This window comes from Cobetia sp. QF-1, assembly GCF_002213105.1.
Lineage (GTDB): Bacteria > Pseudomonadota > Gammaproteobacteria > Pseudomonadales > Halomonadaceae > Cobetia > Cobetia crustatorum.
Genome location: NZ_NBVS01000005.1, coordinates 103474 through 128018, shown reverse-complemented (window position 1 = coordinate 128018; position 24545 = coordinate 103474). Strand labels below are relative to the sequence as shown.

Here is a 24545-nt window from a genome sequence, read left to right as displayed (position 1 = left end):
ACAACCGCTTCCCGAGATAACACCACTGACAACGAGCGCCCGATGATCGAACTCAAGGGACTCAACAAGTGGTACGGCGACTTCCACGTACTGCGCGATATCAACCTGAGCGTGCGCAAGGGTGAGCGTATCGTCATTTGCGGGCCATCAGGCTCGGGCAAGTCGACGATGATCCGTTGTATCAATCATCTCGAGGAACACCAAGAAGGCGATATCGTGGTCAATGGCATGCCGCTGACCCAGGACATCAAGCAGATCGAAGCGATCCGCCGTAACGTCGGCATGGTGTTCCAGCACTTCAATCTGTTCCCGCATCTGACAGTGCTGGAGAACTGCTGCCTGGCCCCGATCTGGGTACAAAAGCGCCCGCGCAAGGAAGCTGAGGCTGAAGCGATGCAGTATCTGGAGCGCGTACGTATCGCTGACCAGGCGCATAAATTTCCCGGTCAGCTGTCAGGAGGCCAGCAGCAGCGAGTGGCGATTGCGCGCTCGCTATGCCTGAGCCCGGAAGTGATGCTGTTCGATGAACCGACCTCAGCGCTGGATCCGGAAATGATCAAGGAAGTGCTGGATGTCATGGTTGAGCTCGCCAATGAAGGCATGACCATGTTGTGTGTGACCCACGAGATGGGATTCGCCAAGACAGTGGCAGATCGGGTCATCTTCATGGATCAGGGGCAGATCATTGAGGAGAACGCACCCGAACCGTTCTTCAACAATCCTCAATCGGAGCGTACCCAGTTGTTCCTGAGTCAGATATTGGGGCACTGATCCAAGCCAAGCCCCAAGCCAAGAAGAGCCATATCAGCTGCACCTGGTGTGCGCTGAAAAGCAAAAAGCCCCGCGTGAATTTCACGCGGGGCTTTTCCATGGTGAAAAAACAATCAAGTAAGTGAGTGGCCACATACTTGATTGGCCTTTATAGGCTGGGCTCGGTGCGACTAGTAGGTTGCTCGTCCACCGTTGTAGGTAACTCAGTATCGTTACCCAGACTCGGTTCCTGAGGCTTGGCTGGAGCCGTCGTACGCGGTGCGGCAGTCGCAGGGCTGGGCTCCGTCGGTACTTCCTCGCCTTCACGTGGCCAGGTAACGCTGCGCGGCTTACCAACCCAGCTATCATCGTTGTCATGCACTGCGGGACGGCGTGAAATAGAGCGAGTGACCAGCGCTGCGGCATCCAGTGTCGGAAGGGAGCCGCGTGCGCTTACCAAGTGGTGGGGCGACATCATCAGCTCGAACAACAGGCGAATCAGCACGAAGGCCAGCAGAAAGCCGCCGATACCCTGTGCCAGTACCGGCCATTGGACCAGTAGCGAGTTATCAGGGCCGATCGGCGTGAGGTGCTGCAGAGTCCAGCCAGTAGCGGCAGCTAGCAGGCCCAACTGAAGCATGAGATGAGCAGTGACCAGCACGCGGCGGGGCAGCGGGTGGCGCATCAGGAGTAGATTGCGCATCGGAAATTCTCCGGGAAATAACAGCGAGATGAATAGGGCCAGAGGGTAGAAAGCAGGCCGAAGCTGGCGATGGGCGGATGTTAGCACGCACTCCGCCAGTTACGTCATGTCCGGGAGCGGCGACGTTGGTGTCGGCGGCTTGGCGTGATGGCGAACTGGTTCTGTACGTGTTGTGAGTCTGGCTAGCAAATGGGGGGGGGGGACATTCTTCGGGGTTGAATGTGTGCTGTGTCGGCAGCATGTCCTTTTAATGAACGCGAAAGAGAGTTGTTACCTGCTTCATCACTAACGCCTCGCAAGAGATAGGGAGTGTGTAAATGGTTACTTACATCGTTGCTGCCGATGCCGCTCGTGCCCGTGTTTTTGCCCGTACTGCTGGTAAGATCACCGAAGTGGAAAGCCTCGTCCATCCAGAGAGTCGTCAGCATACTGGCGACTTGAGAACCGGCGGTAAGGGTGAGTCCAGTGGTGGACACGGAAGTCTCCACCAGACAGGTGATGACGGCGCCACCTCCGATAAACATCAGGCTTTCTTCGCCAAAGAGGTGGCTCATTATCTCAAGCAGGCCGCCAATGGCGGCAAGTTTGATGAACTGATTATCGCAGCGGCTCCCAGCTTTCTCGGTGTCTTGCGTGACAAGCTAGACAAGTCGGTGGCCAAGCTAGTCATTGAGACGCTCGACAAGGATCTTTCCCATGAGAGTGCAGACCAGATCAAGGCGCGCTTTACTGGCTTCCGGCACTGACTACTGAACGCTATAAGTAATGAGTGGCTAGCATGCATGTTAGCCATCGAGAGAAGGCTTGAGTCTTCGGATAGCATGTTAGAAACACTACCGAGCAGTCGCTCGGTAGTGTTTTGTATGTGGGTACTCACTCTCTTGTAAATAGCTGATTTACAACACCTGTGGGAGTACGATCTCGTCACTGCGCGAGGCAGAGCCGCTCAATGTACGACAACTTGCGACAAACTCGCGCATGGCTTGGGTGATGAAGCGGTCACGGTGATGCACGAAGCGATAGGCGCGAGTGAGCTCCAGCCAGGGCGTGGGAATCTCGATCAGGCTGCCACGCCGGAAGGCGTCACGCAGCGCGAGACGAGAGATGCACCCAATGCCCAGGCCGGCTTCTACTGCGCGCTTGATGGCCTCGGTATGCTCCAGCTCCAGCATGATGTCGAGCCGCTGGGCGACACTGGTCGATGGGCCGTCAAGGTGCGGGCGCAAGGCCTGCTCAAAGGTGCTGCGCGTGCCGGAGCCTCTCTCACGCATGATCCAGCGGGTGGCGAGTAGTCGGTCCAGGGTGATGCCCTCTTGGGACAGTCCCTGCGCCAGCCCCTGCGCTAGTGGGTGTGAGGGCGCACAGAAGATGCTCAATCGGTCGCTGACCCAGTGCGCCTCTTCCAGCAGCGGATGTTCTACCTCCCCTTCTATCAGGCCGATATCGAGCTCGAAGTTCACCAGCTTGTCGATCAGTTGATGTGTGTTGTGTACGTGCAGCTCGACGCGGCTTGCGGGGTGCTGGGTCAGAAAGCTGCCGATGATCTGTGGTGCGAGATAGTTACCGATGGTCAGTGTGGCGCCAATTTCCAGTGAGCCAGTCGCGTCTTGCTGCCCGAGCAGTTGCTCAAGCTCTTCGGCTTGATCGAGCAGCGCGATGGCTTTGGGCAGCAGCTCGCGTCCCAGCCCATTGAGGCGCAGACGCTTGCCGTGACGATCGAATAACCGACAGTCGAACTGACGCTCCAGCTCTGCCAATGCCGTGCTGGCAGCGGATTGCGACATGGCCAGGCTTTCGGCGGCCAATGACACGTTGTCGTGGCGAGCCACGGCGACAAAGACGGCCAGCTGACGCAGGCTGTAGCGCATTTTGCCTCCTATGACGCACGTAGGTAGATAGTGTGGTGACGGGCGCAACGCGAGAAATCGCCGTTACGGAAGGTTTATTGCCATCACAAGGTTGAAATAAGATTCATTCGCAATCAATATTGATAAAATAGATAACCTATATCCAGATAAACCATTTAACGCATAACCCGCAAGTGACTACAATCGTCGCATAGTTCATTGGGTCATAAGCTGTTATTTGTTTATTCCAATAGTGAATATTGAATTTGAGGGGCAGTGCCCCGGGAGGCATCAAGTGAGCAGCCTGACCACGACAGAAGTCATCGACGTCCATCATTGGAATGACTCGCTATTCAGCTTCCGCACACAGCGTGAAGATAGCCTGCGCTTCAAGAACGGCCAGTTCGTGATGATTGGTCTGGAAGTCGAAGGCAAGCCACTGATGCGCGCCTATTCGATTGCCAGCCCGAACTACGAAGAGCACCTGGAATTCTTCTCCATCAAGGTGCAGGACGGCCCGCTGACTTCTCGCCTGCAGCACCTCAAGCCGGGCGATCAGATCATGGTGTCCCGCAAGCCGACAGGCACGCTGGTACTGGATGATCTGCTACCGGGTGAGAACCTTTACCTGTTCTCCACCGGTACGGGCCTTGCGCCCTTCCTGAGCGTCATTCAGGACCCGGAGACCTATGAGCGCTACAACAAGATCATTCTGATGCACGGTGTGCGTCACGTCTCTGAGCTGGCTTATGCCGATGTGATCGCGCAAGAGCTGCCGAAGCACGAATATCTTGGTGAAGATATCGCGGAGAAGCTGATCTACTACCCGACAGTGACCCGCGAGGAGTTTCGCAATCAGGGTCGTATCACTGATCTGGTGGAAAGCGGCAAGCTGTTCGAAGATATTGGTCTGCCGCCGTTGGACCCGAAGCGTGACCGCGCCATGATCTGTGGCAGCCCGGCGATGCTGGACGACATCAGTGCCATGCTGGATACCCGTGGCTTTGCCATCTCACCGAAGATGGGCGTGCCGGGTGATTACGTGATTGAGCGTGCCTTTGTCGAGAAGTGATGATCGAGAACTGGTAGTCAAACAGTAACGATTGAGAAGTAAGTTGTCGGATAGCACAAAAAAACCGCAGGCCATTGGCCTGCGGTTTTTTTGTCTGGCCATGAAATATCAGAGTACAGGTGTCTGCTCCGAGAACGTGGCGTTAGACGGCGTCCTTGCCGGTTTCGCCGGTACGGATGCGAATGACCTGCTCCAGCGGTGAAACGAAGATCTTGCCGTCGCCGATCTTGCCAGTGTTCGCGACATTGGTGATGGCTTCGATGACTGAATCGATCATGGCGTCGTCAACCGCGACCTCGAGCTTCACCTTGGGAAGGAAGTCGACCACGTATTCGGCACCACGGTATAGCTCAGTGTGCCCTTTCTGACGGCCGAACCCCTTGACCTCGGTCACGGTGATGCCCTGCACGCCGATCTCCGACAGGGACTCGCGCACGTCGTCGAGCTTGAATGGCTTGATGATGGCAGTGACCAGTTTCATCGTGTCTCTCCTTGGGTGATGGTGCGGGTGACGACGCCCTGCTCGCCACGCCAGCCTATGGCTCAAGCATACACCGCTTATTCGATCAGGAAAAAAGACTCCCGCCATATGGCGGGAGTCTTTTGAGTGCGTGTGAGCATCTGACTTGGATTACTTGCGGCTGGAGGTGAATTCCGGGTAAGCCTCCATACCACATTCTGCCAGATCCACGCCTTCGTATTCTTCTTCTGCAGTGACGCGCAGGCCCATGGTGACTTTGATGATCATCCATACCACCAGGCTTGCGAAGAACACCCAAGCGAAGATGGTAGCGGCGCCCAGCAGCTGTGCGGAGAAGGTAGCATCACTATTGGTCAGCGGTACTGCCATCAGGCCCCACAGGCCGACGACGCCGTGGACGGAGATGGCACCGACCGGATCATCGATTTTCAGCTTGTCGAGGCCGACGATAGCGAACACGACCAGCAGACCACCGACAGCCCCGATCAGCGTAGCTTCACCGATACTCGGCGTCAGTGGTCCAGCAGTGATGGCGACCAGGCCAGCCAGTGCGCCGTTGAGGGCCATGGTCAGATCCGCCTTGCGGAACCACAGGCGAGCGAGCACCAGGGCGGCGATGACACCACCAGAGGCAGCAGCATTGGTGTTGACGAAGACTTGCGCGACTGCATTGGCCTCATCGATGTTGGATAGCACTAGCTCGGAGCCGCCATTGAAGCCCAACCACCCTAGCCACAGGATGAAGGTGCCCAGGGTTGCCAGTGGCAGGTTGGAGCCCGGGATGGCATTAATCTCACCATTCTTGCCGTACTTGCCCTGACGAGCGCCCAGTAGCAGCACGCCTGCCAGTGCGGCGGAAGCGCCTGCCATGTGCACGATGCCGGAGCCGGCGAAGTCACTGAAGCCCGCTTCGCTCAAAAAGCCGCCACCCCAGGTCCAGTAGCCCTGCACCGGGTAAATGAAGCCTGTCATGACCACGGCGAACAACAGGAAGGCCCACAGCTTCATGCGCTCAGCAACGGCACCGGAAACGATGGACATGGCGGTCGCTACGAACACGACCTGGAAGAAGAAGTCGGAGCGGGCGCTATAGTAAATGTCGCCACCGGAAGCGAGCGCGTCTTCTGCAGTATTCTCGGCGCCGATCAAGAAGCCCAGATTCGGCAGGAAACCGCCTTCAGGGCTTGAGTACATGATGTGATAGCCGACCACCATGTACATGGTGCAGGCGATGGCGAACAGAGCCACGTTCTTGGTCAGAATTTCCGTGGTGTTCTTGGCGCGTACCAGGCCAGCTTCCAGCATGGCGAAGCCGGCGGCCATCCACAGCACGAGTGCGCCACAGACCAGGAAGTAGAAGGTATCAAGTGCGTACTTGACCTCGATGATCTCGTTCATGCGGGATTCTCCTTTATTATTGTGCGCGGTGATCAGACAGCGTCGGCGCCGCGTTCACCGGTACGGATACGAATGACATCATCCAGAGGAGTGACGAACAGCTTGCCGTCACCAATCTTGCCGCTGTTGGCCGCTTGGGTGATGGCGTCCAGTACCTTCTCTGCATCACTGTCATCGACTGCCACTTCAATCTTCACTTTGGGAAGAAAGTCGACGACGTATTCAGCGCCGCGATAGAGCTCGGTATGCCCTTTTTGCCGACCGAAGCCCTTCACCTCGGTGACGGTAATGCCTTGAACGCCGTTATCTGCCAGCGCTTCACGCACGTCGTCCAACTTGAAGGGTTTGATGATGGCGGTGATCAGTTTCATGTGCTGCCCCCGTTCGCTACCTGAATGATCTGTCTGAAGCACAACTCCAAAGTGCCTTGTTCTTGCCAAGTGCATCGCAGGAGGCGTGCCATTTGGCGAAAAGACCTTTTAACTCATTCAGTTGCATTGACTGAGAGCGGCCCATTTCCGCGACGAAGAAAAGAGGCGAATGAGCATGCCCTCAAGGGCGCACTGTTTTGGTGCTGACCTTGCGCCTTTCGACGTAGGGGGTAACGCTAATATGGTGCAGAGGGAGTCATCTGAGAGGGTCATCAGAAGGCGTGCGGGCATGATGTGTGTTCTGAACATGCGACTTGCGAGCGGGTTGCGTATCCTTGTAGCAAGAACCGGCGCTCCATATATCAGGGGGGTGTCCTTTTTACCGCGTCGACCCTGATGGCATCAGGCGATCGGCACGCAACGTCTGAGGTGAAGCATGTTCAAGAATGACGTCATCGGGCGGATGGCCCAGCAAATTGGTGAGCGCCTGCAAGATGCCTCTCATGGCCCGGAGGAGCTGCAGAAGTCTGTGCAGGGGGTGATGCGCAGTGCCTTTGATCGTATGGAGCTGGTATCGCGGGAAGACTTCGACATCATGATGGATGTGCTGACGCGTACGCGTAGCCGTGTCGAGTCGTTGGAAAAGCAGGTCATTGCGCTAGAATCGCTGCTGGAAAAGCAGGGACTGGTGACAGGTATGCAAACTGCGGATGAAGACAGTTGTACACCGGTTGCAGGCGAAGAAAGCGCAAGCCACGCTGCAGAAGTCGAGCGTCAGCGTGATGCGTGAAGTCTGAGCCGCAGTTCGGCATGCCATCGGGATGAAAAAAGCCGCCACACCTCAGGGTGTGGCGGCTTTTTCGTATCTGCAGGTCGCGTCATCCGCTAGGCGGCGTGCGGGCGCGTCCCCAGCATCCAGCGTACCAGCCCCACTATCGAGGCCACGATCCAGAAGATTTCTATCACGAAACTGGCCAGATTGAAGTTGATACACAGACTGATGAGCAGCAGAACGGCGCCACTCAGGTTCGCCAGATTATAGGTCAGGCTGCGGGCATCGAGTTTGCCTATCTGCAGCATGAAGAAGGCACCGACCACCAGGGTGGTGCCCAGCATGCCAATGACATCTGCAAAGGATGCCAGCGGGGCAAGCATGTCTTGCATGGGTATTGCTCCTGAAACAAGCCAAAGTCGCCCTGAATGGCTGGCCCTTCCGTGGGTTGGACGATTCTCTGCCGCGCTAGAGCGACATTCCGTGAGACAGCTTGGCGGCTTACCTGACCATATGGTTAGAAAAGCCGGTCAAATATACCAGCAGCTGTCCAGATAGGCACTGTCGCGGTGCACCTTTGGGGGACGATGCGCTTGATGAGGTAGAAATGGAAAACGAGGCGCATTGACGTCGCCAAGCTGGTGCAAGGACTAAAGCATGGCAGGGACACGCTCGCTCGAGGAGATATTTCTGTGCGAGAGAAAAAATGGCGCCATTTCTTGAGGGTTTAATGGCTGATGGCAGGTTAAATCATGGCTCTTAAAGAAATTACCGCCTCGACAACCAATCACGTTCGGCTACGGAGATGTTCTTTTGAGGTGCATTCCGTTGATATTTCGTCCTTTGGAATCTTTCTGAAAGGCTGATGAGCGTCCTAGTTGAGGCTCTAGTCGAAAATCACCTCAAATCACTAGTCTTTCAGGCTGTTGTCATGAGGAATTGATGGGTATTTGAGCGCTGTAAAAAGAACAATTCATATCTTTATGTAATGTTATCCACAGTCGGTTTATTCATTACGTATTCAGTAACGACAATATTTGCAGTCGTAAGCGAATTTACGCTAACGATGAGTTATTCAGAATAGGTCACGTGTGTATCACGTCAATTTTGCCTGCTATCTGTTAGCAGAAGCAGTGTTCTGATATTGAGCGGGGTTCTGGCATTGATTGAGTTTTGGCTAGCGTTGAGTCAGCAGGGTTCTTATCAGCATGAGCTTTGCCATGCTTGTGAGGCTGGGTGACGTAAGTGTCCTGGTATATCGGAGGGCACATGCCCTGCTTCGCTCTCGCCGTGCAACGTAGCGACGGCATCACGCAAGGGAAGGCTCATGTCATTGGCAATGCTGCGCACGCGAGCATCGCTCGGTCTCGAGGCACCAGAAGTTCAGGTTGAGGTACATCTCTCCAATGGGCTGCCGGGGCTATCGATTGTCGGGCTGCCGGAAACGGCGGTGAAAGAAAGTCGCGAGCGCGTCCGTAGTGCGCTGCTCAATGCGGGGTTCGAGTTTCCAGCGCGTCGCATCACGCTCAACCTAGCGCCAGCTGATTTGCCCAAGGAGGGCGGTCGTTTTGACCTGCCGATCGCACTTGGCATTCTGGTGGCATCAGGGCAGATACCCGAAGAAGCGGTGGCTCAACTGGAATGCCTTGGCGAGTTGGCACTGGATGGCAGTATTCGTCCCGTGACTGGCGTACTGCCCGCCGCACTATGTTGTCGCAGAGCAGGGCGCGCATTGGTGGTGCCGATGGCGAATGCTGATGAGGCTGCACTGGCAGACCAGCTGGAAGTGCTGGCGGTGGGGCATCTATTGGAATTGGTCGCTCATTTGCTGGGGCGTGAGCGCATCACGCCGCATGTGTGTGCGGTGACGCCTCAGGCGCGACTGCCGGAACCAGACCTCAGCGAGGTGCGCGGGCAACATCAGGCACGACGTGCGTTGGAGATCGCGGCGGCTGGCGGCCACAATCTGCTAGCGTTATGTGTCTGGAGACCTATTCTCGCTGGTTTCTTGTACTGCCTCTCCTATAGCCACTCCTTTGGTGCTGGCTAGCCATCGCATTGCATACGAACAGTTCTGATAGTTGAGGGAGATCGGTGTTTCTGTGAGGTGTGGAGAAGTTACGGATGTATGCTGAAGGAGTAGCTCACACTCAATATCATTAGCTTGGTAATCAAATATGGAGTAGGGAGTTAGCTTGGATAAGGATCGTGTGGTGATCGCATGTTCGTTACCTGAGAAGCCTATGTACGGGCTGAACCGTTCATACTCCACGGTGAGCAGCTCTGGAGAGGAGCCGACTTGGAGGACGATAGGGTCTTCGAGCATCTGTGCGGCGTAAGCTGTGCGACGAACATTATTTTCATCTAAGAGAGATACCTTGAGTCTTATCCAGCTCAATAGAGTAGGAGCATTGCCATAGTTGTAGATTAGGAGCTGGAACTTATCTACGCCGGATACCCGAGTACTGGCACCGATCTTGGGTTCTGCGGGTGGAGGGTTATAGGAGACGTAAAGCGAGTAGCCCGAAAGAAGCACCGAGATCATTGCTATACCTATGGGGACTCGCTTGTCTAGGTAGCGATGCGCCTTGCTCTGTGGTTGCTGGCAGCTTGGGCATATCGACGCTTCCTTCAGGATCTCTTTCTTGCACCACTTACATTCCTTGCGCTGGCTAGACTGTTTCGACTTGCTGTTGAACTGCTTCAGCCGCTTGAGCTTCTCTTCCATGAGCTTCTTCTTCCCTTGGCGATTCTATGAGCAGCCTTGTTGTCAGGCTGTCTGGTCTGCTATCCGCTGAGAGCTTCTGTGCGCCTCTCTGAGCTTCACTATGCCATGGCTGGTGTGATTGGGCAGGTAAGGATTATCAACTCTCATGGCTCCACACAGCGCCACACAGTGACTGTCGATTCGTGCCCATTCATGGAGAAGAGCGCTTCGCTTCTCCCACTGTGCCCCTCTGTGAGCCTCCCTGTGTGCCCCTCTGTGAGCTAGCTATGGACGATACCATCCCTATGCATACCCACTCCTGAGCCAACGCTGAGACCGCCTATGAGACCACCTCTGAGACGCCCGTGAGACGTGAGCTAGCGATTAGTGCCCATTCATGGGGGAAACAGAAAGCCCCCCTGTTTGCCTATCTATAGGTACAGCTATGAGTCCCTCTACTAGTCCCTCTGTTAGTTCACCTCTTAGTTGTCTCTTAGTGCCTCTGTGGGATGTATCACCCTCCATGTATATACCTCTCATGAGCTTCTCTCAGTGAGTCCAACAGTGAGCGCTTCGCTTGGCTGACACTCGGCCCAGAGAGAAAGGCTCCATCGAGGGAAGGTGGTATTGGATGATCCCACCACTCACCGGCAACGCACCGACAGCACAGCGACAGCCAACAGCCTCGGCTCAAGACGGCCTTGAAGGCTCACCACTCGCGCTCTCTCGCTCAATCGGCAAGGCGAAGGCCCAGGATCTCTCATGGATTTCACACAGCGACGCCTCTCAGCCCCAGCTGGCGGGCATCACAGCGCAGCAGCACCAGAAGAACAGCACATCGAACATCTCTAGGTCGGATGCTTACGGACTCACTCACCGTTGGCACCGGCCTATTTTTTGGCGCACATCTCTGAGCCGATATCTATGGGGGGGAACGCGCATAGCTACCCCGTTAGCCCCGCCTTCGTTCGTCGTTAGCCACCCACCCATGGCCTGACACTGTGCTTGTTCATCGCCAGCCTCGTTGCTTCCCTCGCTAACGCGGGATTTCACGCATTACCTACCAGCCAGCCTCGTTGCTGCTCCTCTTGCTAACTTAGGATTTTCTAAGTTTCCAACCAGCCTCGTTGCTCTCACTGCTTCTCGCTTAGTCAGGATATCCTGACTTTGCCGCCAGCCAGCCTCGCTGCTCCTCTCCTAAAAGAACAAAAGCCTTCGATAGCCACCAGCCAGCCAAGCCGAGAGCCTCGCTACTCCTCGCCGTGTTCCCTCTGTCCGTCACGCCCGCCAGCCCTGCCGTCAGCTTAGATCAGAAGGTACACCCTGAGAGCTATGCTGGGGAGTTACCATCATCATGGATCAATAGTGTTTGACGTACCACTGAGCCACCCATAGTATTGAGCCATAGATTGTGATCCACCAAGGAAGGTAACCAACCATGGCAGCAACCATCGCCTACCTGCGCGTTAGCACTGACGACCAGACCACAGCCACACAGCGAGCCTCCATCGAGGAGAAGTACAAGATCGATACGTGGTTCACCGATGAGGCAACCTCGGGAGCGATCAAGGCAGAGCAACGTGAAGGGCTGAGCAAGCTCCTCCAGTACGTGCGCAAGGGTGACACCGTCGTGGTCTATGCGATTGATCGCCTTGGCCGTAACACCATCGACGTGCTGGAGACAGTCGAAGCGCTGGCCGCGAAGGAAGTCGCTGTGATCTCGACTCGTGAAGGCTTCGATCTCTCAACGCCCATGGGAAAGATGATGCTGACAATGCTCGCCGGTATGGCTGAGCTGGAGAGGAGCAACATCAAGGCGCGGCAGATGGCAGGGATCGAACGGGCGAGGACTGAGGGTCGAGCGCTGGGCAGAGAGAAGACCATCGATGACGCTCAGGTGGCTCAGTGGCGTAGTGAGAACAGCGCCAGCATCAAGGCCACAGCAGAGCACTTCGACATCTCAACGGCATCAGTGAAGCGTGCCTGTAGGACAGCGAAGGGCTGAGCAGTAGGGCAGCTGTAGAACGGCAGTAGTAGGGCTATCCGCTTAACATCCTGGCCATCCTTGTGACGACTCGCAGGGATGGCTTTTTGCATCAGAGAACAGCAGTGGGTAGATGTATTTTTGTGATAACACATCCCAGAGACAGCGCCTGTAGACACACATGCTCCACAGTGGCTCACACAGACGCTGAGAGGCTCTAGGTGTACGAAGATGAGTGTTTATGCAGGAGAGGTGATATGCCTCTCATGTGGCTTCTGTGAGGCTTCTGTAGGGTCTACCCATTCGCTATCAAGGAAGGTGTATATCAGCTCAGTCTCACCGCCTTGTTGCCAGTGGAACATCAGCCCTCCAGTGGTGAAGTCGACGACCACCTTGGAGAAGCACCCACGCATGAGCGTGTTGATCTGTGCCTTGTCATTCCAGTGTTCTCGTACTGCTGCCTCTAGCTTCTGTGCTCGTCTCTGAGCCACGTCATTGTTGAAGCTGATCCTTTGTTGCCCCATCTGATCGATCTCTTCCTTGAGGGCTTCCTGTTGCTCTTGTAGGGCAGTGAGACGCTCACCGATGGCAGGGTACTTGCTCGGATCAAGGCCGTTCTCGATAGAGGTAAGGACGTTGTGAATCAGCTCCTCCACACCTTCAAGCTGACCATTGAGGCTATCGAAGCGCTCATCGAAGTCATCGTCACCAACAGGGCACTGAGCAGTAAGGAAGGAGATATTGTCTTGGATGATTGGCTCGACCATGTCCACTCTCACAGCGTTGTAGACGCAGCCAGCTCCTTGCTTGGCTCGGTGGCAGACGAGGTAGACCCATCCCTTGGCCTTGTTCTTAGTGACCCTGATCATCCTGCTATCACACAGAGGGCAGACAGCTATGCCACCAACGATGTTCTGTACTGGTGACGATGAATGTCGTCCTCTCCTCGGGGAAGCACTGGCCTTGAGCATCTGGACAGCCTCGAAGGTCTCCCTGTCGATCACCGCTGGGTAGTAGCCCTCGATTGGCTCACAGGCTTCCCTGTGCTCCTTCCTGTCGGCACGGCTGGTGAAGGGAGTGAGTGTTCCGTAGGTGGCAGTGTTGGTGAGGATCTTGCTCACGTAGCTGGTGTGCCACAGCTTCCCTCTACCGAAGATCGGAGCGTCTTCCCTGTTGAGCCTCGCAGCGATGGACTGCTTGCCTGTGCCTTCCAGTGTCCACTTGAAGATGTTCCTGACCACCTCGCCACGCTCAGGGATGATGTCGAAGCTCACACCGTCATCGGATGGCTTGAGCCACTGAGGAGCGCGAGAGGTGAGGCGTACAGGCTTCCCCTCAGCGATCATCTTCCTCTTGCTCTCCCACACAGAGCGAAGCCGCTTGGCCTTGGTGGCTGACTCCTCGTTGGCTCTCTGGAAGGTGAGCACAGCCATCATGAAGGTCATTGGGTCTTGCTCTAGGGTCTCGGCGCTGTAGACCCTCCCATCGAACAAGGTCACGACGTTGATACCCATCTCGCAGATGCTGCTCAGGACGCTGGCGGCTCTGTGGGCTGACTGTCGGGAGATCCTGTCGAGTGACTCCACTAGCAGGTAGGAGCCTTCAGCGATGATCTCGTCCTCTACAGCACGGAGGAAGATCCCTAGTGAGCCTGTCTGTCTGTTCTTGCCTTGGTAAGCGGAGATGCCTAGATCGTGGAAGCTGTGATCGTCCAGTGTGAGGCCGAGCTTCTGGGCGTAGTCCTTGGCTAGCTTGGTCTGTCTTCGGAAGCTGTCACCCTTCATCTGCTCTGGTGTGGAGAAGCGAAGGTAGCTGTAAGCCTTGATGGCTGGGGCTTTGGGCTGCTCGGTGGTCATGACTCAGCTCTGTTACTGCGTGTGTTGATGGCGGCAGCCTACATTGTAGGTCTTCAAGGTCACAACCTGCTTTTTGCAGGTCCACCGGGTACTGGCAAGACGATGCTAGCCAGTCGTCTGTCGGGCATTCTGCCGCCGTTGGGCGAAAACGAAGCGCTGGAGGTGGCGGCGGTGCGTTCGGTGTGTGGTCTGCCGATCATGGAGCGCTGGGGGCAGCGACCTTTCCGCGCACCGCATCACACTGCCAGCGGGGTGGCTCTGGTGGGCGGTGGTTCAAAGCCGCGCCCAGGCGAAGTTTCGCTTGCCCACCACGGGGTGCTGTTTCTGGACGAACTGGCGGAGTTTGATCGGGGGGTATTGGAGGTAATGAGGGAGCCGCTCGAAAGTGGCCGGATCTTGATCTCCCGTGCCAGTCATCAGCGTCGCTTCCCAGCGCGCTTTCAGCTTGTCGCGGCGATGAATCCCTGCCCCTGTGGCTATCTGGGAGACTCGCGTCGCAACTGTAGTTGTACGCCCGGGCAGATTCAGCGCTACCAGGCCCGCTTATCTGGTCCGTTGCTGGATCGTATCGATCTGCAGGTCGAGGTGCCGGGATTGCCAGCGGAAGAACTGACGTCGGCGACTCCCGGTGAGGGCTCTGAAGTGGTGCGCGCCCGCGTACTGGCCGCGCGTACTCGCCAGTTGGCACGAGGAGGGCTCAATGCACACCTGAGTACGCCGGACCTGGAGGCTGCCTGTCAGCTCGATGATGCCGAGCGGCAATGGCTGGCTGGCGTGCTGTCGCGACTGAATCTCTCGGCGCGCGCCTACCACCGCGTGCTGCGTGTCGCGCTGACGTTAAGTGATCTGATTGCGCAGGAGGGAGTGCAGCGAGCCCAGCTGATGGAGGCTATCGGTTACCGACAGCTGGATCGCATGATGGGGCGTGACCCTGCGCGCCCCGGGGCTGGGCCAGAGCGACGTTCTGCGTAACACGAGCAGGGTTCGCGTCTAGAAAGATGGCCGGTCCGCGCCGGGGATGCCTTCGCGAATCAAGCGCGAGAAGTCACCATCCGGCTGCTGGTCTGCGGCCAGTGCCGCGGGGTTGATCAGGCTCCTGGCTTTCAGCTCGGCGAAGGGCGCGGTATCGCTGAGCGCGCCCTGATCCGCGACGTATTCTGGCAGGTAGCCGGAGAGCAGCAGGCGGTAGTCGAGAGGCAAGCCATCTGTCAGGCGCGTCATCATCGCGTAGACCAGCGTAGTGCAGTTGCTGAAAGCAGTGTTGTAGAAACGAGGTTGGGTGCGCAATGTCTCGGCCTCGTCCACGTAGGCCAGCAGCAGCTCACGCATCATTTCCTGCGGCATCTGTACCCGATAGAGGTGCACTTCCTCACCGCGCACGTTGCTGCGCACCCGTACGATATCGCGCTCGTCGGCGGCAATCACCGCCAGTTCGTACTGTTTGAACATTCCGCCCAGTGTCGAGAACACTTCGGTGCTTTCTTTTCTGATCTCCACCGAAAAGGCCAGATAGCGACCATCGGCGAAGCCAAAGCTGACGAGGGTGTGGGCGATCTGTGGCCCCATCCAGTGGCTGGTGAGCAGGTCAACGGAGGTCAGTTCATCCAAGGGATAGTCGCGCGACTCCCAATGTGGCGTGAAGTCTTCTGGCGTATGCCATTCAAAATTACGCACGTGATCGAGATGCAGTACAGCGCCGCGTGAGTGTCCTACATCTGGCTGAGTCTGGCTTTCCTGCCCTTCAATCACACGTCCCTCGACCAGATGCGCAACCTCTTCTGCCCAGTCGCGATCGGCTTGCGGCGCAATGCTGTGCCACCACGCCAGGCTGGCGACCAGCAGCATCAGATAGCTCCCTGCCAACCGCCAGCGAAGTGTGCTGGCTTGAGGCCACCACAGTGCCACGACGCAGAGCAGTGCCAGCGTGCCAACCAGTACCGCGATACCGATACGCAGTACCTCCGGCCCTGGTAATCGGAACCACAGCGCAGGAGTGAGCCAGGTTGCCGCACCCAGCATGGTGATGCTGAGTGCGGCGCGCACGATACCGCTCACAAGGCTCATATGATCAGTCTCATGCGCTTGGGGTTTCCTGAATGGCGTGTTCCAGGTGAGTCAGGCGTCCCGGCACCAAACTGTCTTCCAGTGTTGAAATGCGCAGTATGTGGCCAAGTGCGGGGTGTGGCGGACGATTGATTAGCACGCCTTCAGACAGCAACAGCTGCTGAACCTGCGCTGCCTGTTCGGCGCTCTTGAGGCGAACGCAGATGAAATTGGTTGCGCTAGGCAGCACCTCGCCACCGAACGAGCGTAGATGTGCTGCCAAGCGCTCACGCACCTCAATGACGCTTGTCACGTGAGCTGCTGCTTCATCAGGATGTGACAGCAGCAGTTCGCCAGCTGCCAGTGCTGGCGCACTGACCGCATAGTGAATCCGTACCTTCATCAGCAGAGCGATGTCGGCAGGATCTGCGATCATGAAGCCAAGGCGCAAGCCTGCCAGCCCATAGGCCTTGGAGAAGGTTCGCAGGCGGAAGGTGGCCGTCATCGGTGCACTGTCTGCGGTAGCGGCGTCATCACGGAAGTCGTGATAGGCCTCGTCGAGCAGCAGACTGCAGTGCTCCGGAAGAGCATCGCGCAATGTACGAACAGCAGCATCGGTATGCAGATGGCCACTGGGATTGTCAGGGTTGGCGAGGTAGACGATGCGCGCATCGTGTTCATGCGCTGCAGCAGCCAGTGCCGCGAGATCGGGGGCTAACTGCCCATCATTGGCCGCATCCGCGAAGGCTTCCGAGTAAGGGACTTCGATGACTTCAGCACCCTGAGCACGGGCGAAGTAGGCGAGGGTCGGATAGGTGCCAGCGCTGGTCACGACACGCTCACCGACAGTGACAGTCGCCCTAATGGCCAAGGCCAGCAGACTGTCGGCACCGGCATCTACCAACAAGCTTCCCATGGAAATAGAGAGGTGCACCGCCAGCTGCTGACGCAACTGCCAGGCATCGGCGTCGGAGTAACTGCGACTCAGGCCTGCCAGTGCACTGCCCAGCGCGCCGCTCAGTTCGCGATGCGGCATATCCAGGCCTTCATTGGACCCATATTGATATGGCAGCGAGTGGCCCAGTCTGCGTTCCAGCGCCTTGATGCCGGGGAACGGGTTATGTGGCCCATCCTGATAAAGGTGGGCAAGAAAGCGGCGGGATCGAGCGGTGGTCATGTGGGCTCCGAAAAATGATAACGGTGGGTATGTCAGAACAAAGAGGCGTGTCAGAAAAACAGGCACGTCAGGAAGCTGGCCGTTGGCGCATGACATGGACAAAATATCAGCGCGCCAGAGAATCGGCATGCGCACTACGGCATCAGGGTGCTGTTCGGGTGTGTGCCAGTGCCTCTAGCGCGGCTTGATCAAAGGCACCGCTCAGCATCAACTCACGCGTCTCGTTGCGCTCGGCACTGGTACTGCGCACGAGTGTCAGCGTCAGTTGATAAGACTGTAGCGTACGGTCTGACAGCATCAGCGGGACGCCATTGGCCTCGAGCTGTGCTTCGAGACGCCATTGATTGCTGGCGATGCCGGGGCGGTCCTTGCTCCAGTTAAGCACTTGAGGGCCGTCCTGCAGCGAGAGCAGGGCACGCGTCAGAGCTTCATTCAGCGCGCCGGGCTGTGTGTCGAGTGTGGCATCCACTTCGGGTGGTGCCAGCAGCAGAACCTGTTGCACCAATGGCGGTGACCAGTGCTGCTCGGCAATCAGGCGAGCAGCGCTCTGCCCAAGACCGTAGATCGGGTCACGCTCCGCGCGCGGTACTCTATCCAGACCCATGCATCCGGCAAGTAACCCGAGCAACAGCGCCACGACCAACGGGCGGCCCCAGCGCATCAGGCGTTGCATGCCGGAGCTCCTGCGTCGTCATCCCCTGCATGAGCAGGCACGACACGCGGCGAAAGGGCATCGAGGAAGGTATCCAGCTCGGCAAACAGTGCAGTCCGGATGGGCTCTGCCTCATTGACTAGATGATGCTGAGCCTCGGGGTGACGATGAATACGTGCATTGGGGAATTTGCTGGCCAGCACTCCAAGGTTCCACTGCCAGTCGACAGTCGTATCCTGTTCACCTTGCAAGATGAGCGTAGGTAGCTGACAGGGAGGGAGCGCCTGTATGCGTGGAATCCACGCGCGCATTGCCGTTACCCATTTCACTGCCAGCCGATCAGCCTGGAGTGGATCATTGGTACTGAGAAACTCATAGAAGGCCGCATCATTGGTATTTGCACGATACTTGCGCGGGATGGAGTCAATGAAGGGGCGCGCCATGCTGTGCAGCCAGCGTGACTGAGGCCAGCCATGTGGGCGTACCAGCGGGGCAAGCAGCGCGATGCCACGCCATTGCGAGTCCATGCCGCGCGTCAGCGCATCGGTGGCCAGCACTGAACCGCCGGTACTCTGACCAACGCCAAACCAGGGGCGTGGTGCCAGTTCGCGAGTTTCCAGATATTGCTGGAAGAATTTCAGGCAGCCGACGTAATCGCCAAAGTCGTCAATCGAGGCCGGTTCGCCGGACGATAGCCCGTGGCCCGGTAGATCCCACAGGGCGACCTGCCATCCCTGGCGGAGTAGATGCGCCAGCAGGTGGCGATAGAGCGCGAGATGATCGAAATAGCCATGCACCACAAAGATGGTGCCGCGCGGCTTAGATGGCGTCCACAGCTGGGCCCACAGGCGAAAGCCACCCGCGTCCAGATGTCCGGCATGTACCGTGATGTCTTCACTGCGCAGGGCATCCAGGCCGTAATGGCTCAGATAGCACTCCAGTGGACTGGACGTCTGGCCCGGCAGCATGTCAGGCAGGCGGATAAAAGGGCCGTGGTCGAGCAGTTCACTGAAATCGGGCATGGTCATCTCCATAATGCTGCCATGCTAGCGGCTGGCGCGGCTGCGAGCTATAGAAAGAACAGTGTTTCTTGATGTATGACGGCCTGCGTGTTGCCGAGCGACAGCCGAGACGATAAATCGTCTATCGAGGGGTAATCCGGCTTCAGCCTATTGTTCATTGGTCAAACCCCACCTTCCGCAAGGCATGGCATCAGGTATGGTGAGGTGATCTGTAAGCGCTCGGCCGCTAATTGTTGTACCGCTGAATCATTTCACGGGTGAACCATTCCACTGACGTCACGTTTCCAGCTATTCGTTTCCAGGGAGAGCACACGCATGACCGATCGCATTCACATTGAACGTTTGGGCATTGATGCCGGCCTACATCACTTCATTGAGCAGGAGGCGCTACCGGGCACTGGTATCGCGCCCGCGGTTTTCTGGAAGGGTGTTGATGCCCTGTTGCATGAGTTGGCACCGCGCAACCGCGAGTTGCTGGAAATCCGCGAGACCTTGCAAGGCGAGATTGACCGTTGGCATCGCGAACATCCGGGCAAGGTAGATCTCACTGTCTATAAAGCCTTCCTGGAAGAGATCGGCTATCTGTTACCAGAGCCGAGCACCGTTGAGGCGACCACGAGCAATGTCGACAGCGAAATCTGCCAGCAGGCGGGTCCGCAGTTGGTGGTGCCGGTAATGAATGCCCGCTACGCCCTGAATGCCGCCAATGCGCGCTGGGGCTCGCTCTATGATGCGCTCTATGGCACTGACGCGGTCAGTGAAGATGATGGTGCTGAACGCGGTGGTGCCTACAATCCCGTGCGCGGTGCCAAGGTCGTGGCTTATGCGCGTCAGGTGCTGGATACCATTGCACCGCTGGCAGGCGGTAGTCATCACGACAGTGAGGGTTATGCGATCCGCGATGGCCATCTACTGGTGCGGGTTGCCGGGCGTGATCTCAGCCTCAAGTCGCCGGAGCGCTTCCTGGGTTATCGCGGCGAAGAATCCGCGCCGAGCGCCATCGTCTTTGCCCATAACGGTCTGCACGCAGAGCTGGTCATTGATGCTGAACATGCCATCGGCAAAACTGATCCTGCTGGCGTAAGTGACCTGATCATGGAAGCCGCGCTCTCCACTATCATGGATTGCGAAGATTCGGTCGCTGCAGTGGATGCCGATGACAAGGTAGTGGTCTACCGCAACTGGCTCGGCCTGATGAAGGGTGATCTGACCGAGACGATCGAGAAGAACGGTCGCTCGATGACGCGTCGCCTCAACGCTGATCGTGACTTCATCGGTGCCGATGGCAAGCCGCGCGTGCTGCATGGTCGCTCGCTGATGCTCATCCGCAACGTGGGTCACCTGATGACCAATCCGGCCATTCTGCTCGAAGACGGCAGTGAAGCGCCGGAAGGCATGATGGATGCCATCTTCACCAGCCTGATTGCCATCCACGACCTTCAGGGCAAAGGCAATCACGGTAACTCGCGCACTGGCTCTGTCTATATCGTCAAGCCCAAGATGCATGGCCCCGAGGAAGTCGCTTTCGCCGACGAACTGTTCTCACGAGTCGAGACACTGCTCGGACTGCCGAACGCGACGATCAAGATGGGCATCATGGATGAGGAGCGCCGCACTACCGTCAACCTCAAGAGCTGTATTGCAGCGGCCAGTTCGCGGGTGGCCTTCATCAACACTGGCTTCCTGGACCGTACCGGTGACGAGATTCACACCTCGATGGAAGCCGGCCCGATGCTGCGCAAGGGCGACATGAAAGGCTCGGCGTGGATTCAGGCCTATGAGAAGTGGAACGTGGATATCGGCCTGGAATGTGGCCTGCGCGGACGTGCGCAGATCGGCAAGGGCATGTGGGCGATGCCGGATCTGATGGCCGCGATGTTGGAGCAGAAGATCGGCCATCCGCGTGCCGGTGCCAACACTGCGTGGGTACCGTCGCCGACTGCGGCTGTGCTGCATGCGCTGCACTATCATCAGGTGTCGGTGAAGGATGTGCAGCATGATCTGCTCACTCGCCCGCGTGCCAGCCTTGATGACCTGCTGACGATTCCGCTGGAAACCAATCCTCAGTGGAGCGCCGAAGAGATTCAGGCCGAGTTGGACAACAATGCTCAGGGAATTCTCGGTTATGTGGTGCGCTGGATTGACCACGGGACCGGTTGCTCCAAGGTGCCGGATATCCATGATGTTGGCTTGATGGAAGATCGCGCCACGCTGCGTATTTCCAGCCAGCACATTGCCAATTGGCTGCATCATGGCATCGTTGATACTGCGCTGGTGCAGAACACTCTTGCACGTATGGCGGGCGTGGTAGACCGCCAGAACGCAGACGATGCGAGCTATCAGCCGATGACGGATGATCTTGAGGGCTCGGTCGCCTTCCAGGCTGCCAGCGAGCTGGTCTTCAAGGGACGCGTGCAGCCTAGCGGTTACACCGAGCCAGTCTTGCATCGCCGCCGCCTCGAGAAGAAGCAGCAAGCGCACTGATGCGGCGCTAGCTTGTACGGCTGTGGCTCATCAGGAGTCAAGACAACAACGGCGGCCCAGGGCCGCCGTTGTTGTCTCACGCGTAAAACAAGGCTCTCAGAGGGAGCTTTTTACGCGCTGAATATTTCCGAACTTCGCATTTGACGCTAGCCTTGGCAGCATCATTCTCCGGCATGCTTGGGTTAGCGCCATCATGCTGACTATCGTAATTCTGTCGAGGAGCACTCCATGCCCGTCATGCACGCTGCTGCCATCGAGGATTTCCTCGATGATGTCTTCCCCCAGCGAATGGGCACCATCGAGGCCGTCGGCGACGGCTGGGCCACCATGGGGCTGGCGATCGAGGACGAGCATCTGCGTCCCGGCGGCAGCGTCTCCGGCCCTGCGATGATGGCGCTGGCGGACGTGTGTCTCTATGTCGCCATTCTGGGTGAGATAGGGCCAGAGCCAATGGCAGTGACCAGTGATCTCAATATTCACTTTCTGCGCCGCGCGCGGGGAGATAGAGATCTGATGGCCACTGCCCGTCTTCGTAAGTTGGGCCGTCGCTTGGCCGTTGGTGAGATCGAGTTGTTCAGCCACGGCGATACTGAACCGGTCGCCATCGTGACCGCGACCTATACGCTGCCCGAGCGTGATGACTAGGCGATGTAGACGAGTGAAGTCTGGAAGCCTGGGCCTGCTGCTAAAGCGTGTTGTGGTCTTTTTCTTCGTCACCGTGCTGACGCCAGCCGGTAATGGCGAGGCTTAGCCAGCCACCCAGCAGTAATAGGCCGCCGATGGGTGTGATGATGCCTAGCGCAGTGCATGAGGTTGTCGCCAAGGCATACAGCGAGCCGGAGAACAGCAACATGCCGGCTGCCCACAGGCTCAACGTCAGCATCTGGCCGCGCAGCGGTTGCACCGAGTGCCAGGCCAGTACCCCGACGGCCGCCAGTACATGCCACATCTGGTAGCGTACGCCGGTCTCGAAAACGCGCAGCATGTCAGGGCTGAGCGTGCCGCGCAGACCATGACTGGCAAAGGCTCCCAAGGCCACGGTAGACATGCCGGCCAGGCCCATGGCTAGCCACCAGTGGCGAGAGTGTGAGTCGTTGCGGTGCATAGCGGGATTTCCTTCAACAAGTGGCAGAGGTGATAAGTCAGCGCGATGCGCCAATGCTTACGCCGACCCACGCAAAGCCGCTACAATAGCGGCCTCTTTTCGCGGGAGCGATAGCATGCAGATACAGCTCAACGGTGAAGATCACGTGGTCGCGGATACCACCACCATTGCAGCACTGGTCGAGAGCCTGGGTCTTGAGGGGCGGCGACTGGCAGTCGAGTGCAATGACGATATCGTGCCACGTAGCGAGCATGCCGGCACTCGTCTGCATGACGGTGACCGTATCGAAATCGTGCATGCCATTGGTGGTGGCTGATCATCTTGTCCACCTGATTGACATCTTTTTCACGTCCAGCCCGATGAGGTCATCATGACAGACAGTTCTGCCCAGACACCGCGTGACGCCACCCTGAATCAGGCCATGACCCAAGTGCCGGGCGATGCTCCACTGACCATTGCTGGTCGCGAGTTTTCCTCGCGCCTGCTGGTCGGTACCGGCAAGTACAAGGACATGGCCGAGACGCGCTCGGCCATCGAGACGTCTGGTGCGGAAATCGTCACCTTTGCGGTACGGCGTACCAATCTGGGCCAGAGCAGCGATGAGCCGAATCTTCTCGACGTGCTATCTCCCAGCCGTTACACCTTCCTGCCGAACACCGCCGGCTGCTACAACGCGCGTGATGCGGTACGCACCTGCAAGCTGGCCCGCGAACTCCTCGATGGCCACAATCTGGTCAAGCTGGAAGTGTTGGGCGACCAGGACACGCTGTATCCCAACGTCGTCGAGACGCTCAAGGCTGCCGAACAGCTGGTCGCCGATGGCTTCGACGTGATGGTGTATACCTCTGATGACCCCATCGTCGCTCGTCAACTCGAAGAGATCGGCTGCTGCGCCATCATGCCGCTGGGCTCGCTGATCGGCTCTGGCCTTGGCATCCTCAATCCGCATACCCTGTCATTGATCATCGAGCGTGCCAATGTGCCAGTGCTGGTGGATGCCGGGCTAGGAACGGCATCCGAGGCCGCCTTTGCCATGGAGCTGGGCTGTGATGGCGTGCTGATGAACAGCGCCATCGCTCATGCTCGCCAGCCATTGATGATGGCCGATGCCATGCGCCAGGCCGTGATTTCAGGGCGTGGCGCCTTCCTTGCAGGCCGTATGCCGACCCACGTCACCGCTCGCGCATCATCGCCGGGAGCTGGCCTGATCACTGGCTGAGCCTAGCCGCTCACCTGAATTCGAACCCGATGCTCCGGCATCGTTTCATGCAAAGACCAAGACGACACCATGACTGACGAGACCACCAAGCCGCAGGACGATACGTCCCCCTCTACTGACGTTGCTGGTACAGCTGCGCAAGCGTCTGATGCACAAGACACGTCTTCCGTGGCCGATGAAGCCGTGGCCCGCAAGCGTGGCATCAAGAGTTACGTGATTCGCGGCGGGCGTATGACACAGGCCCAGACACGTGGTCTCGACGAGATCTTCCCGCGTCTTGGCTTGCGTCATGAACAGGGCGAGCTGGATCTCGAGGCCTTGTTCGGCCGTCGTGGCCCGCTGGTCATTGAAGTCGGCTTCGGAATGGGCAAGTCACTGTGTGAACAGGCTCAGGCTAACCCGCAGACGGACTTCATCGGTATCGAGGTCCATGCGCCGGGCGTCGGCAAGTTACTGGATGAAGCTGACAAGCTGGGCCTGACCAATCTGCGCGTCTATCGTCACGATGCACTGGAAGTGCTGGCGGACTGCGTGCCTGCGGGCAGTGCTGACACCTTCCAGCTATTCTTCCCGGACCCGTGGCCGAAGAAGAAGCACCACAAGCGTCGCATCGTGCAGCCGGCCTTCGTCGAGCTAGTGCGTCGTGTGCTCAAGCCGAGCGGTCACTTTCATATGGCGACTGACTGGGCCAACTACGCGGAAGCGATGGCGGAAGAAATGGCCGAAGCTCCGGGCTTCGCCAACACCGCACCTGCTGAAAGCGCACCCTATGTACCGCGTCCGGACTTTCGTCCGCTGACCAAGTTCGAGCAGCGCGGTGAGCGTCTCGGTCATGGCGTGTGGGACCTGATCTTCGTCAAGCAGGACTGAACCGTTCTCAGGTTCTGATGCTGTGCATGGCG

24 protein-coding genes and 1 pseudogene are annotated in these 24545 nt (G+C 57.7%); 12 read left to right on the top strand and 13 right to left on the bottom strand.

Annotated features, from left to right (window positions below; all coding sequences use genetic code 11):
• The first annotated feature begins 42 nt into the window (after nucleotides 1-42).
• On the top strand, nucleotides 43-771 hold the full coding sequence (locus CFN46_RS11070; protein WP_035159270.1) for an amino acid ABC transporter ATP-binding protein: 729 nt from the start codon (nucleotides 43-45) through the stop codon (nucleotides 769-771).
• Between the two features lie 148 nt (nucleotides 772-919).
• On the opposite strand, the gene CFN46_RS11065 is transcribed toward CFN46_RS11070, so the two are convergent.
• Nucleotides 920-1453, bottom strand: a complete 534-nt coding sequence (locus CFN46_RS11065) for a hypothetical protein (protein ID WP_024951511.1) — start codon at nucleotides 1451-1453, stop codon at nucleotides 920-922.
• A gap of 317 nt (nucleotides 1454-1770) precedes the next feature.
• Here CFN46_RS11065 and CFN46_RS11060 point away from each other — a divergent pair, with 317 nt between their 5' ends.
• Nucleotides 1771-2199 (top strand): host attachment protein, encoded by a 429-nt coding sequence (locus tag CFN46_RS11060; protein ID WP_088743567.1) that lies wholly within the window; start codon nucleotides 1771-1773, stop codon nucleotides 2197-2199.
• Between the two features lie 150 nt (nucleotides 2200-2349).
• Here the strand turns inward: CFN46_RS11060 and CFN46_RS11055 are convergent, their stop codons facing one another.
• Nucleotides 2350-3321 carry a LysR substrate-binding domain-containing protein gene (locus CFN46_RS11055; protein WP_088743566.1) on the bottom strand — a complete coding sequence of 324 codons (972 nt, stop codon included), beginning with the start codon at nucleotides 3319-3321 and terminating at the stop codon, nucleotides 2350-2352.
• A gap of 274 nt (nucleotides 3322-3595) precedes the next feature.
• Between CFN46_RS11055 and CFN46_RS11050 the strand changes: the two genes are divergently transcribed.
• Nucleotides 3596-4372, top strand: coding sequence for a ferredoxin--NADP reductase (locus CFN46_RS11050; protein ID WP_024951508.1), 777 nt, complete (start codon nucleotides 3596-3598; stop codon nucleotides 4370-4372).
• Between the two features lie 142 nt (nucleotides 4373-4514).
• Here CFN46_RS11050 and glnK read toward each other — a convergent pair whose 3' ends face one another.
• The 3 genes from glnK to CFN46_RS11035 all read right to left on the bottom strand — a co-directional run bounded on the left by glnK (nucleotide 4515) and on the right by CFN46_RS11035 (nucleotide 6622).
• Nucleotides 4515-4853 (bottom strand): P-II family nitrogen regulator, encoded by a 339-nt coding sequence (gene glnK, locus CFN46_RS11045; protein ID WP_024951507.1) that lies wholly within the window; start codon nucleotides 4851-4853, stop codon nucleotides 4515-4517.
• Nucleotides 4854-5003: 150 nt separating this feature from the next.
• On the bottom strand, nucleotides 5004-6251 hold the full coding sequence (locus tag CFN46_RS11040; RefSeq protein WP_024951506.1) for an ammonium transporter: 1248 nt from the start codon (nucleotides 6249-6251) through the stop codon (nucleotides 5004-5006).
• Between the two features lie 32 nt (nucleotides 6252-6283).
• Nucleotides 6284-6622 (bottom strand): P-II family nitrogen regulator, encoded by a 339-nt coding sequence (locus CFN46_RS11035; RefSeq protein ID WP_024951505.1) that lies wholly within the window; start codon nucleotides 6620-6622, stop codon nucleotides 6284-6286.
• Nucleotides 6623-7058: 436 nt separating this feature from the next.
• Here CFN46_RS11035 and CFN46_RS11030 point away from each other — a divergent pair, with 436 nt between their 5' ends.
• Entirely contained in the window at nucleotides 7059-7412 is a 354-nt protein-coding gene (locus CFN46_RS11030; protein WP_024951504.1) for an accessory factor UbiK family protein, read from the top strand.
• 95 nt (nucleotides 7413-7507) lie between these two features.
• Here the strand turns inward: CFN46_RS11030 and CFN46_RS11025 are convergent, their stop codons facing one another.
• Nucleotides 7508-7786, bottom strand: coding sequence for a hypothetical protein (locus CFN46_RS11025; RefSeq protein WP_035159267.1), 279 nt, complete (start codon nucleotides 7784-7786; stop codon nucleotides 7508-7510).
• Between the two features lie 935 nt (nucleotides 7787-8721).
• Here CFN46_RS11025 and CFN46_RS11020 point away from each other — a divergent pair.
• Nucleotides 8722-9366: pseudogene (locus tag CFN46_RS11020) on the top strand (magnesium chelatase domain-containing protein); the annotation flags it as partial.
• A gap of 3 nt (nucleotides 9367-9369) precedes the next feature.
• Here the strand turns inward: CFN46_RS11020 and CFN46_RS11015 are convergent.
• Nucleotides 9370-10122, bottom strand: coding sequence for a hypothetical protein (locus CFN46_RS11015; protein WP_088743564.1), 753 nt, complete (start codon nucleotides 10120-10122; stop codon nucleotides 9370-9372).
• A gap of 1417 nt (nucleotides 10123-11539) precedes the next feature.
• Between CFN46_RS11015 and CFN46_RS11010 the strand changes: the two genes are divergently transcribed.
• Nucleotides 11540-12106, top strand: a complete 567-nt coding sequence (locus tag CFN46_RS11010) for a recombinase family protein (RefSeq protein WP_088743563.1) — start codon at nucleotides 11540-11542, stop codon at nucleotides 12104-12106.
• Between the two features lie 218 nt (nucleotides 12107-12324).
• On the opposite strand, the gene CFN46_RS11005 is transcribed toward CFN46_RS11010, so the two are convergent.
• A complete protein-coding gene (locus CFN46_RS11005; protein WP_088743562.1) occupies nucleotides 12325-13941 on the bottom strand; it encodes a recombinase family protein in 1617 nt (538 codons plus the stop codon).
• A gap of 21 nt (nucleotides 13942-13962) precedes the next feature.
• On the opposite strand from CFN46_RS11005, the gene CFN46_RS11000 reads away from it, so the two are divergent.
• Nucleotides 13963-14913: a YifB family Mg chelatase-like AAA ATPase gene (locus tag CFN46_RS11000; RefSeq protein ID WP_369597146.1), complete on the top strand. Its 951-nt coding sequence runs from the start codon at nucleotides 13963-13965 to the stop codon at nucleotides 14911-14913.
• An 18-nt stretch (nucleotides 14914-14931) separates the two neighbouring features.
• On the opposite strand, the gene CFN46_RS10995 is transcribed toward CFN46_RS11000, so the two are convergent.
• The 4 genes from CFN46_RS10995 to CFN46_RS10980 form a co-directional block, all read right to left on the bottom strand.
• Nucleotides 14932-16005: a DUF4105 domain-containing protein gene (locus CFN46_RS10995; protein WP_088743560.1), complete on the bottom strand. Its 1074-nt coding sequence runs from the start codon at nucleotides 16003-16005 to the stop codon at nucleotides 14932-14934.
• 10 nt (nucleotides 16006-16015) lie between these two features.
• On the bottom strand, nucleotides 16016-17161 hold the full coding sequence (locus CFN46_RS10990) for a histidinol-phosphate transaminase (protein ID WP_088743559.1): 1146 nt from the start codon (nucleotides 17159-17161) through the stop codon (nucleotides 16016-16018).
• Nucleotides 17162-17303: 142 nt separating this feature from the next.
• The gene (locus tag CFN46_RS10985) at nucleotides 17304-17834 is read right to left on the bottom strand and encodes a hypothetical protein (RefSeq protein ID WP_024951499.1); all 531 of its coding nucleotides are present in this window, start codon (nucleotides 17832-17834) and stop codon (nucleotides 17304-17306) included.
• Nucleotides 17822-18781, bottom strand: coding sequence for an alpha/beta hydrolase (locus CFN46_RS10980; RefSeq protein ID WP_246116478.1), 960 nt, complete (start codon nucleotides 18779-18781; stop codon nucleotides 17822-17824). The genes CFN46_RS10985 and CFN46_RS10980 overlap by 13 nt, the downstream gene beginning before the upstream one ends.
• A gap of 369 nt (nucleotides 18782-19150) precedes the next feature.
• Here CFN46_RS10980 and CFN46_RS10975 point away from each other — a divergent pair, with 369 nt between their 5' ends.
• Together CFN46_RS10975 and CFN46_RS10970 are read left to right on the top strand one after the other, a co-directional pair.
• Nucleotides 19151-21319: a malate synthase G gene (locus CFN46_RS10975; RefSeq protein WP_088743557.1), complete on the top strand. Its 2169-nt coding sequence runs from the start codon at nucleotides 19151-19153 to the stop codon at nucleotides 21317-21319.
• A gap of 228 nt (nucleotides 21320-21547) precedes the next feature.
• Nucleotides 21548-21964 (top strand): PaaI family thioesterase, encoded by a 417-nt coding sequence (locus tag CFN46_RS10970; protein ID WP_024951496.1) that lies wholly within the window; start codon nucleotides 21548-21550, stop codon nucleotides 21962-21964.
• Nucleotides 21965-22004: 40 nt separating this feature from the next.
• Here CFN46_RS10970 and CFN46_RS10965 read toward each other — a convergent pair whose 3' ends face one another.
• Nucleotides 22005-22424, bottom strand: coding sequence for a DUF423 domain-containing protein (locus CFN46_RS10965; RefSeq protein ID WP_024951495.1), 420 nt, complete (start codon nucleotides 22422-22424; stop codon nucleotides 22005-22007).
• Between the two features lie 115 nt (nucleotides 22425-22539).
• On the opposite strand from CFN46_RS10965, the gene thiS reads away from it, so the two are divergent.
• The 3 genes from thiS (at nucleotide 22540) to trmB (ending at nucleotide 24513) form a co-directional block, all read left to right on the top strand.
• Nucleotides 22540-22740, top strand: coding sequence for a sulfur carrier protein ThiS (gene thiS / locus CFN46_RS10960; RefSeq protein WP_024951494.1), 201 nt, complete (start codon nucleotides 22540-22542; stop codon nucleotides 22738-22740).
• A gap of 105 nt (nucleotides 22741-22845) precedes the next feature.
• Complete coding sequence (locus CFN46_RS10955; RefSeq protein WP_088743648.1) at nucleotides 22846-23643, top strand: thiazole synthase; 798 nt, start codon at nucleotides 22846-22848, stop codon at nucleotides 23641-23643.
• A 69-nt stretch (nucleotides 23644-23712) separates the two neighbouring features.
• The gene (gene trmB / locus CFN46_RS10950; RefSeq protein WP_088743556.1) at nucleotides 23713-24513 is read left to right on the top strand and encodes a tRNA (guanosine(46)-N7)-methyltransferase TrmB; all 801 of its coding nucleotides are present in this window, start codon (nucleotides 23713-23715) and stop codon (nucleotides 24511-24513) included.
• Nucleotides 24514-24545: the final 32 nt, after the last annotated feature.

What these genes read in the sequence shown, in the direction of transcription:
- CFN46_RS11070 (WP_035159270.1), top strand. Translation starts at nt 43, where the DNA reads ATGATCGAACTCAAGGGACTCAACAAGTGGTACGGCGACTTCCACGTA.
- CFN46_RS11065 (WP_024951511.1), bottom strand. Translation starts at nt 1,453, where the DNA reads ATGCGCAATCTACTCCTGATGCGCCACCCGCTGCCCCGCCGCGTGCTG.
- CFN46_RS11060 (WP_088743567.1), top strand. Translation starts at nt 1,771, where the DNA reads ATGGTTACTTACATCGTTGCTGCCGATGCCGCTCGTGCCCGTGTTTTT.
- CFN46_RS11055 (WP_088743566.1), bottom strand. Translation starts at nt 3,321, where the DNA reads ATGCGCTACAGCCTGCGTCAGCTGGCCGTCTTTGTCGCCGTGGCTCGC.
- glnK (WP_024951507.1), bottom strand. Translation starts at nt 4,853, where the DNA reads ATGAAACTGGTCACTGCCATCATCAAGCCATTCAAGCTCGACGACGTG.
- CFN46_RS11040 (WP_024951506.1), bottom strand. Translation starts at nt 6,251, where the DNA reads ATGAACGAGATCATCGAGGTCAAGTACGCACTTGATACCTTCTACTTC.
- CFN46_RS11035 (WP_024951505.1), bottom strand. Translation starts at nt 6,622, where the DNA reads ATGAAACTGATCACCGCCATCATCAAACCCTTCAAGTTGGACGACGTG.
- CFN46_RS11030 (WP_024951504.1), top strand. Translation starts at nt 7,059, where the DNA reads ATGTTCAAGAATGACGTCATCGGGCGGATGGCCCAGCAAATTGGTGAG.
- CFN46_RS11025 (WP_035159267.1), bottom strand. Translation starts at nt 7,786, where the DNA reads ATGCAAGACATGCTTGCCCCGCTGGCATCCTTTGCAGATGTCATTGGC.
- CFN46_RS11015 (WP_088743564.1), bottom strand. Translation starts at nt 10,122, where the DNA reads ATGGAAGAGAAGCTCAAGCGGCTGAAGCAGTTCAACAGCAAGTCGAAA.
- CFN46_RS11010 (WP_088743563.1), top strand. Translation starts at nt 11,540, where the DNA reads ATGGCAGCAACCATCGCCTACCTGCGCGTTAGCACTGACGACCAGACC.
- CFN46_RS11005 (WP_088743562.1), bottom strand. Translation starts at nt 13,941, where the DNA reads ATGACCACCGAGCAGCCCAAAGCCCCAGCCATCAAGGCTTACAGCTAC.
- CFN46_RS10995 (WP_088743560.1), bottom strand. Translation starts at nt 16,005, where the DNA reads ATGAGCCTTGTGAGCGGTATCGTGCGCGCCGCACTCAGCATCACCATG.
- CFN46_RS10990 (WP_088743559.1), bottom strand. Translation starts at nt 17,161, where the DNA reads ATGACCACCGCTCGATCCCGCCGCTTTCTTGCCCACCTTTATCAGGAT.
- CFN46_RS10985 (WP_024951499.1), bottom strand. Translation starts at nt 17,834, where the DNA reads ATGCAACGCCTGATGCGCTGGGGCCGCCCGTTGGTCGTGGCGCTGTTG.
- CFN46_RS10980 (WP_246116478.1), bottom strand. Translation starts at nt 18,781, where the DNA reads ATGCTGCCGGGCCAGACGTCCAGTCCACTGGAGTGCTATCTGAGCCAT.
- CFN46_RS10975 (WP_088743557.1), top strand. Translation starts at nt 19,151, where the DNA reads ATGACCGATCGCATTCACATTGAACGTTTGGGCATTGATGCCGGCCTA.
- CFN46_RS10970 (WP_024951496.1), top strand. Translation starts at nt 21,548, where the DNA reads ATGCCCGTCATGCACGCTGCTGCCATCGAGGATTTCCTCGATGATGTC.
- CFN46_RS10965 (WP_024951495.1), bottom strand. Translation starts at nt 22,424, where the DNA reads ATGCACCGCAACGACTCACACTCTCGCCACTGGTGGCTAGCCATGGGC.
- thiS (WP_024951494.1), top strand. Translation starts at nt 22,540, where the DNA reads ATGCAGATACAGCTCAACGGTGAAGATCACGTGGTCGCGGATACCACC.
- CFN46_RS10955 (WP_088743648.1), top strand. Translation starts at nt 22,846, where the DNA reads ATGACCCAAGTGCCGGGCGATGCTCCACTGACCATTGCTGGTCGCGAG.
- trmB (WP_088743556.1), top strand. Translation starts at nt 23,713, where the DNA reads ATGACTGACGAGACCACCAAGCCGCAGGACGATACGTCCCCCTCTACT.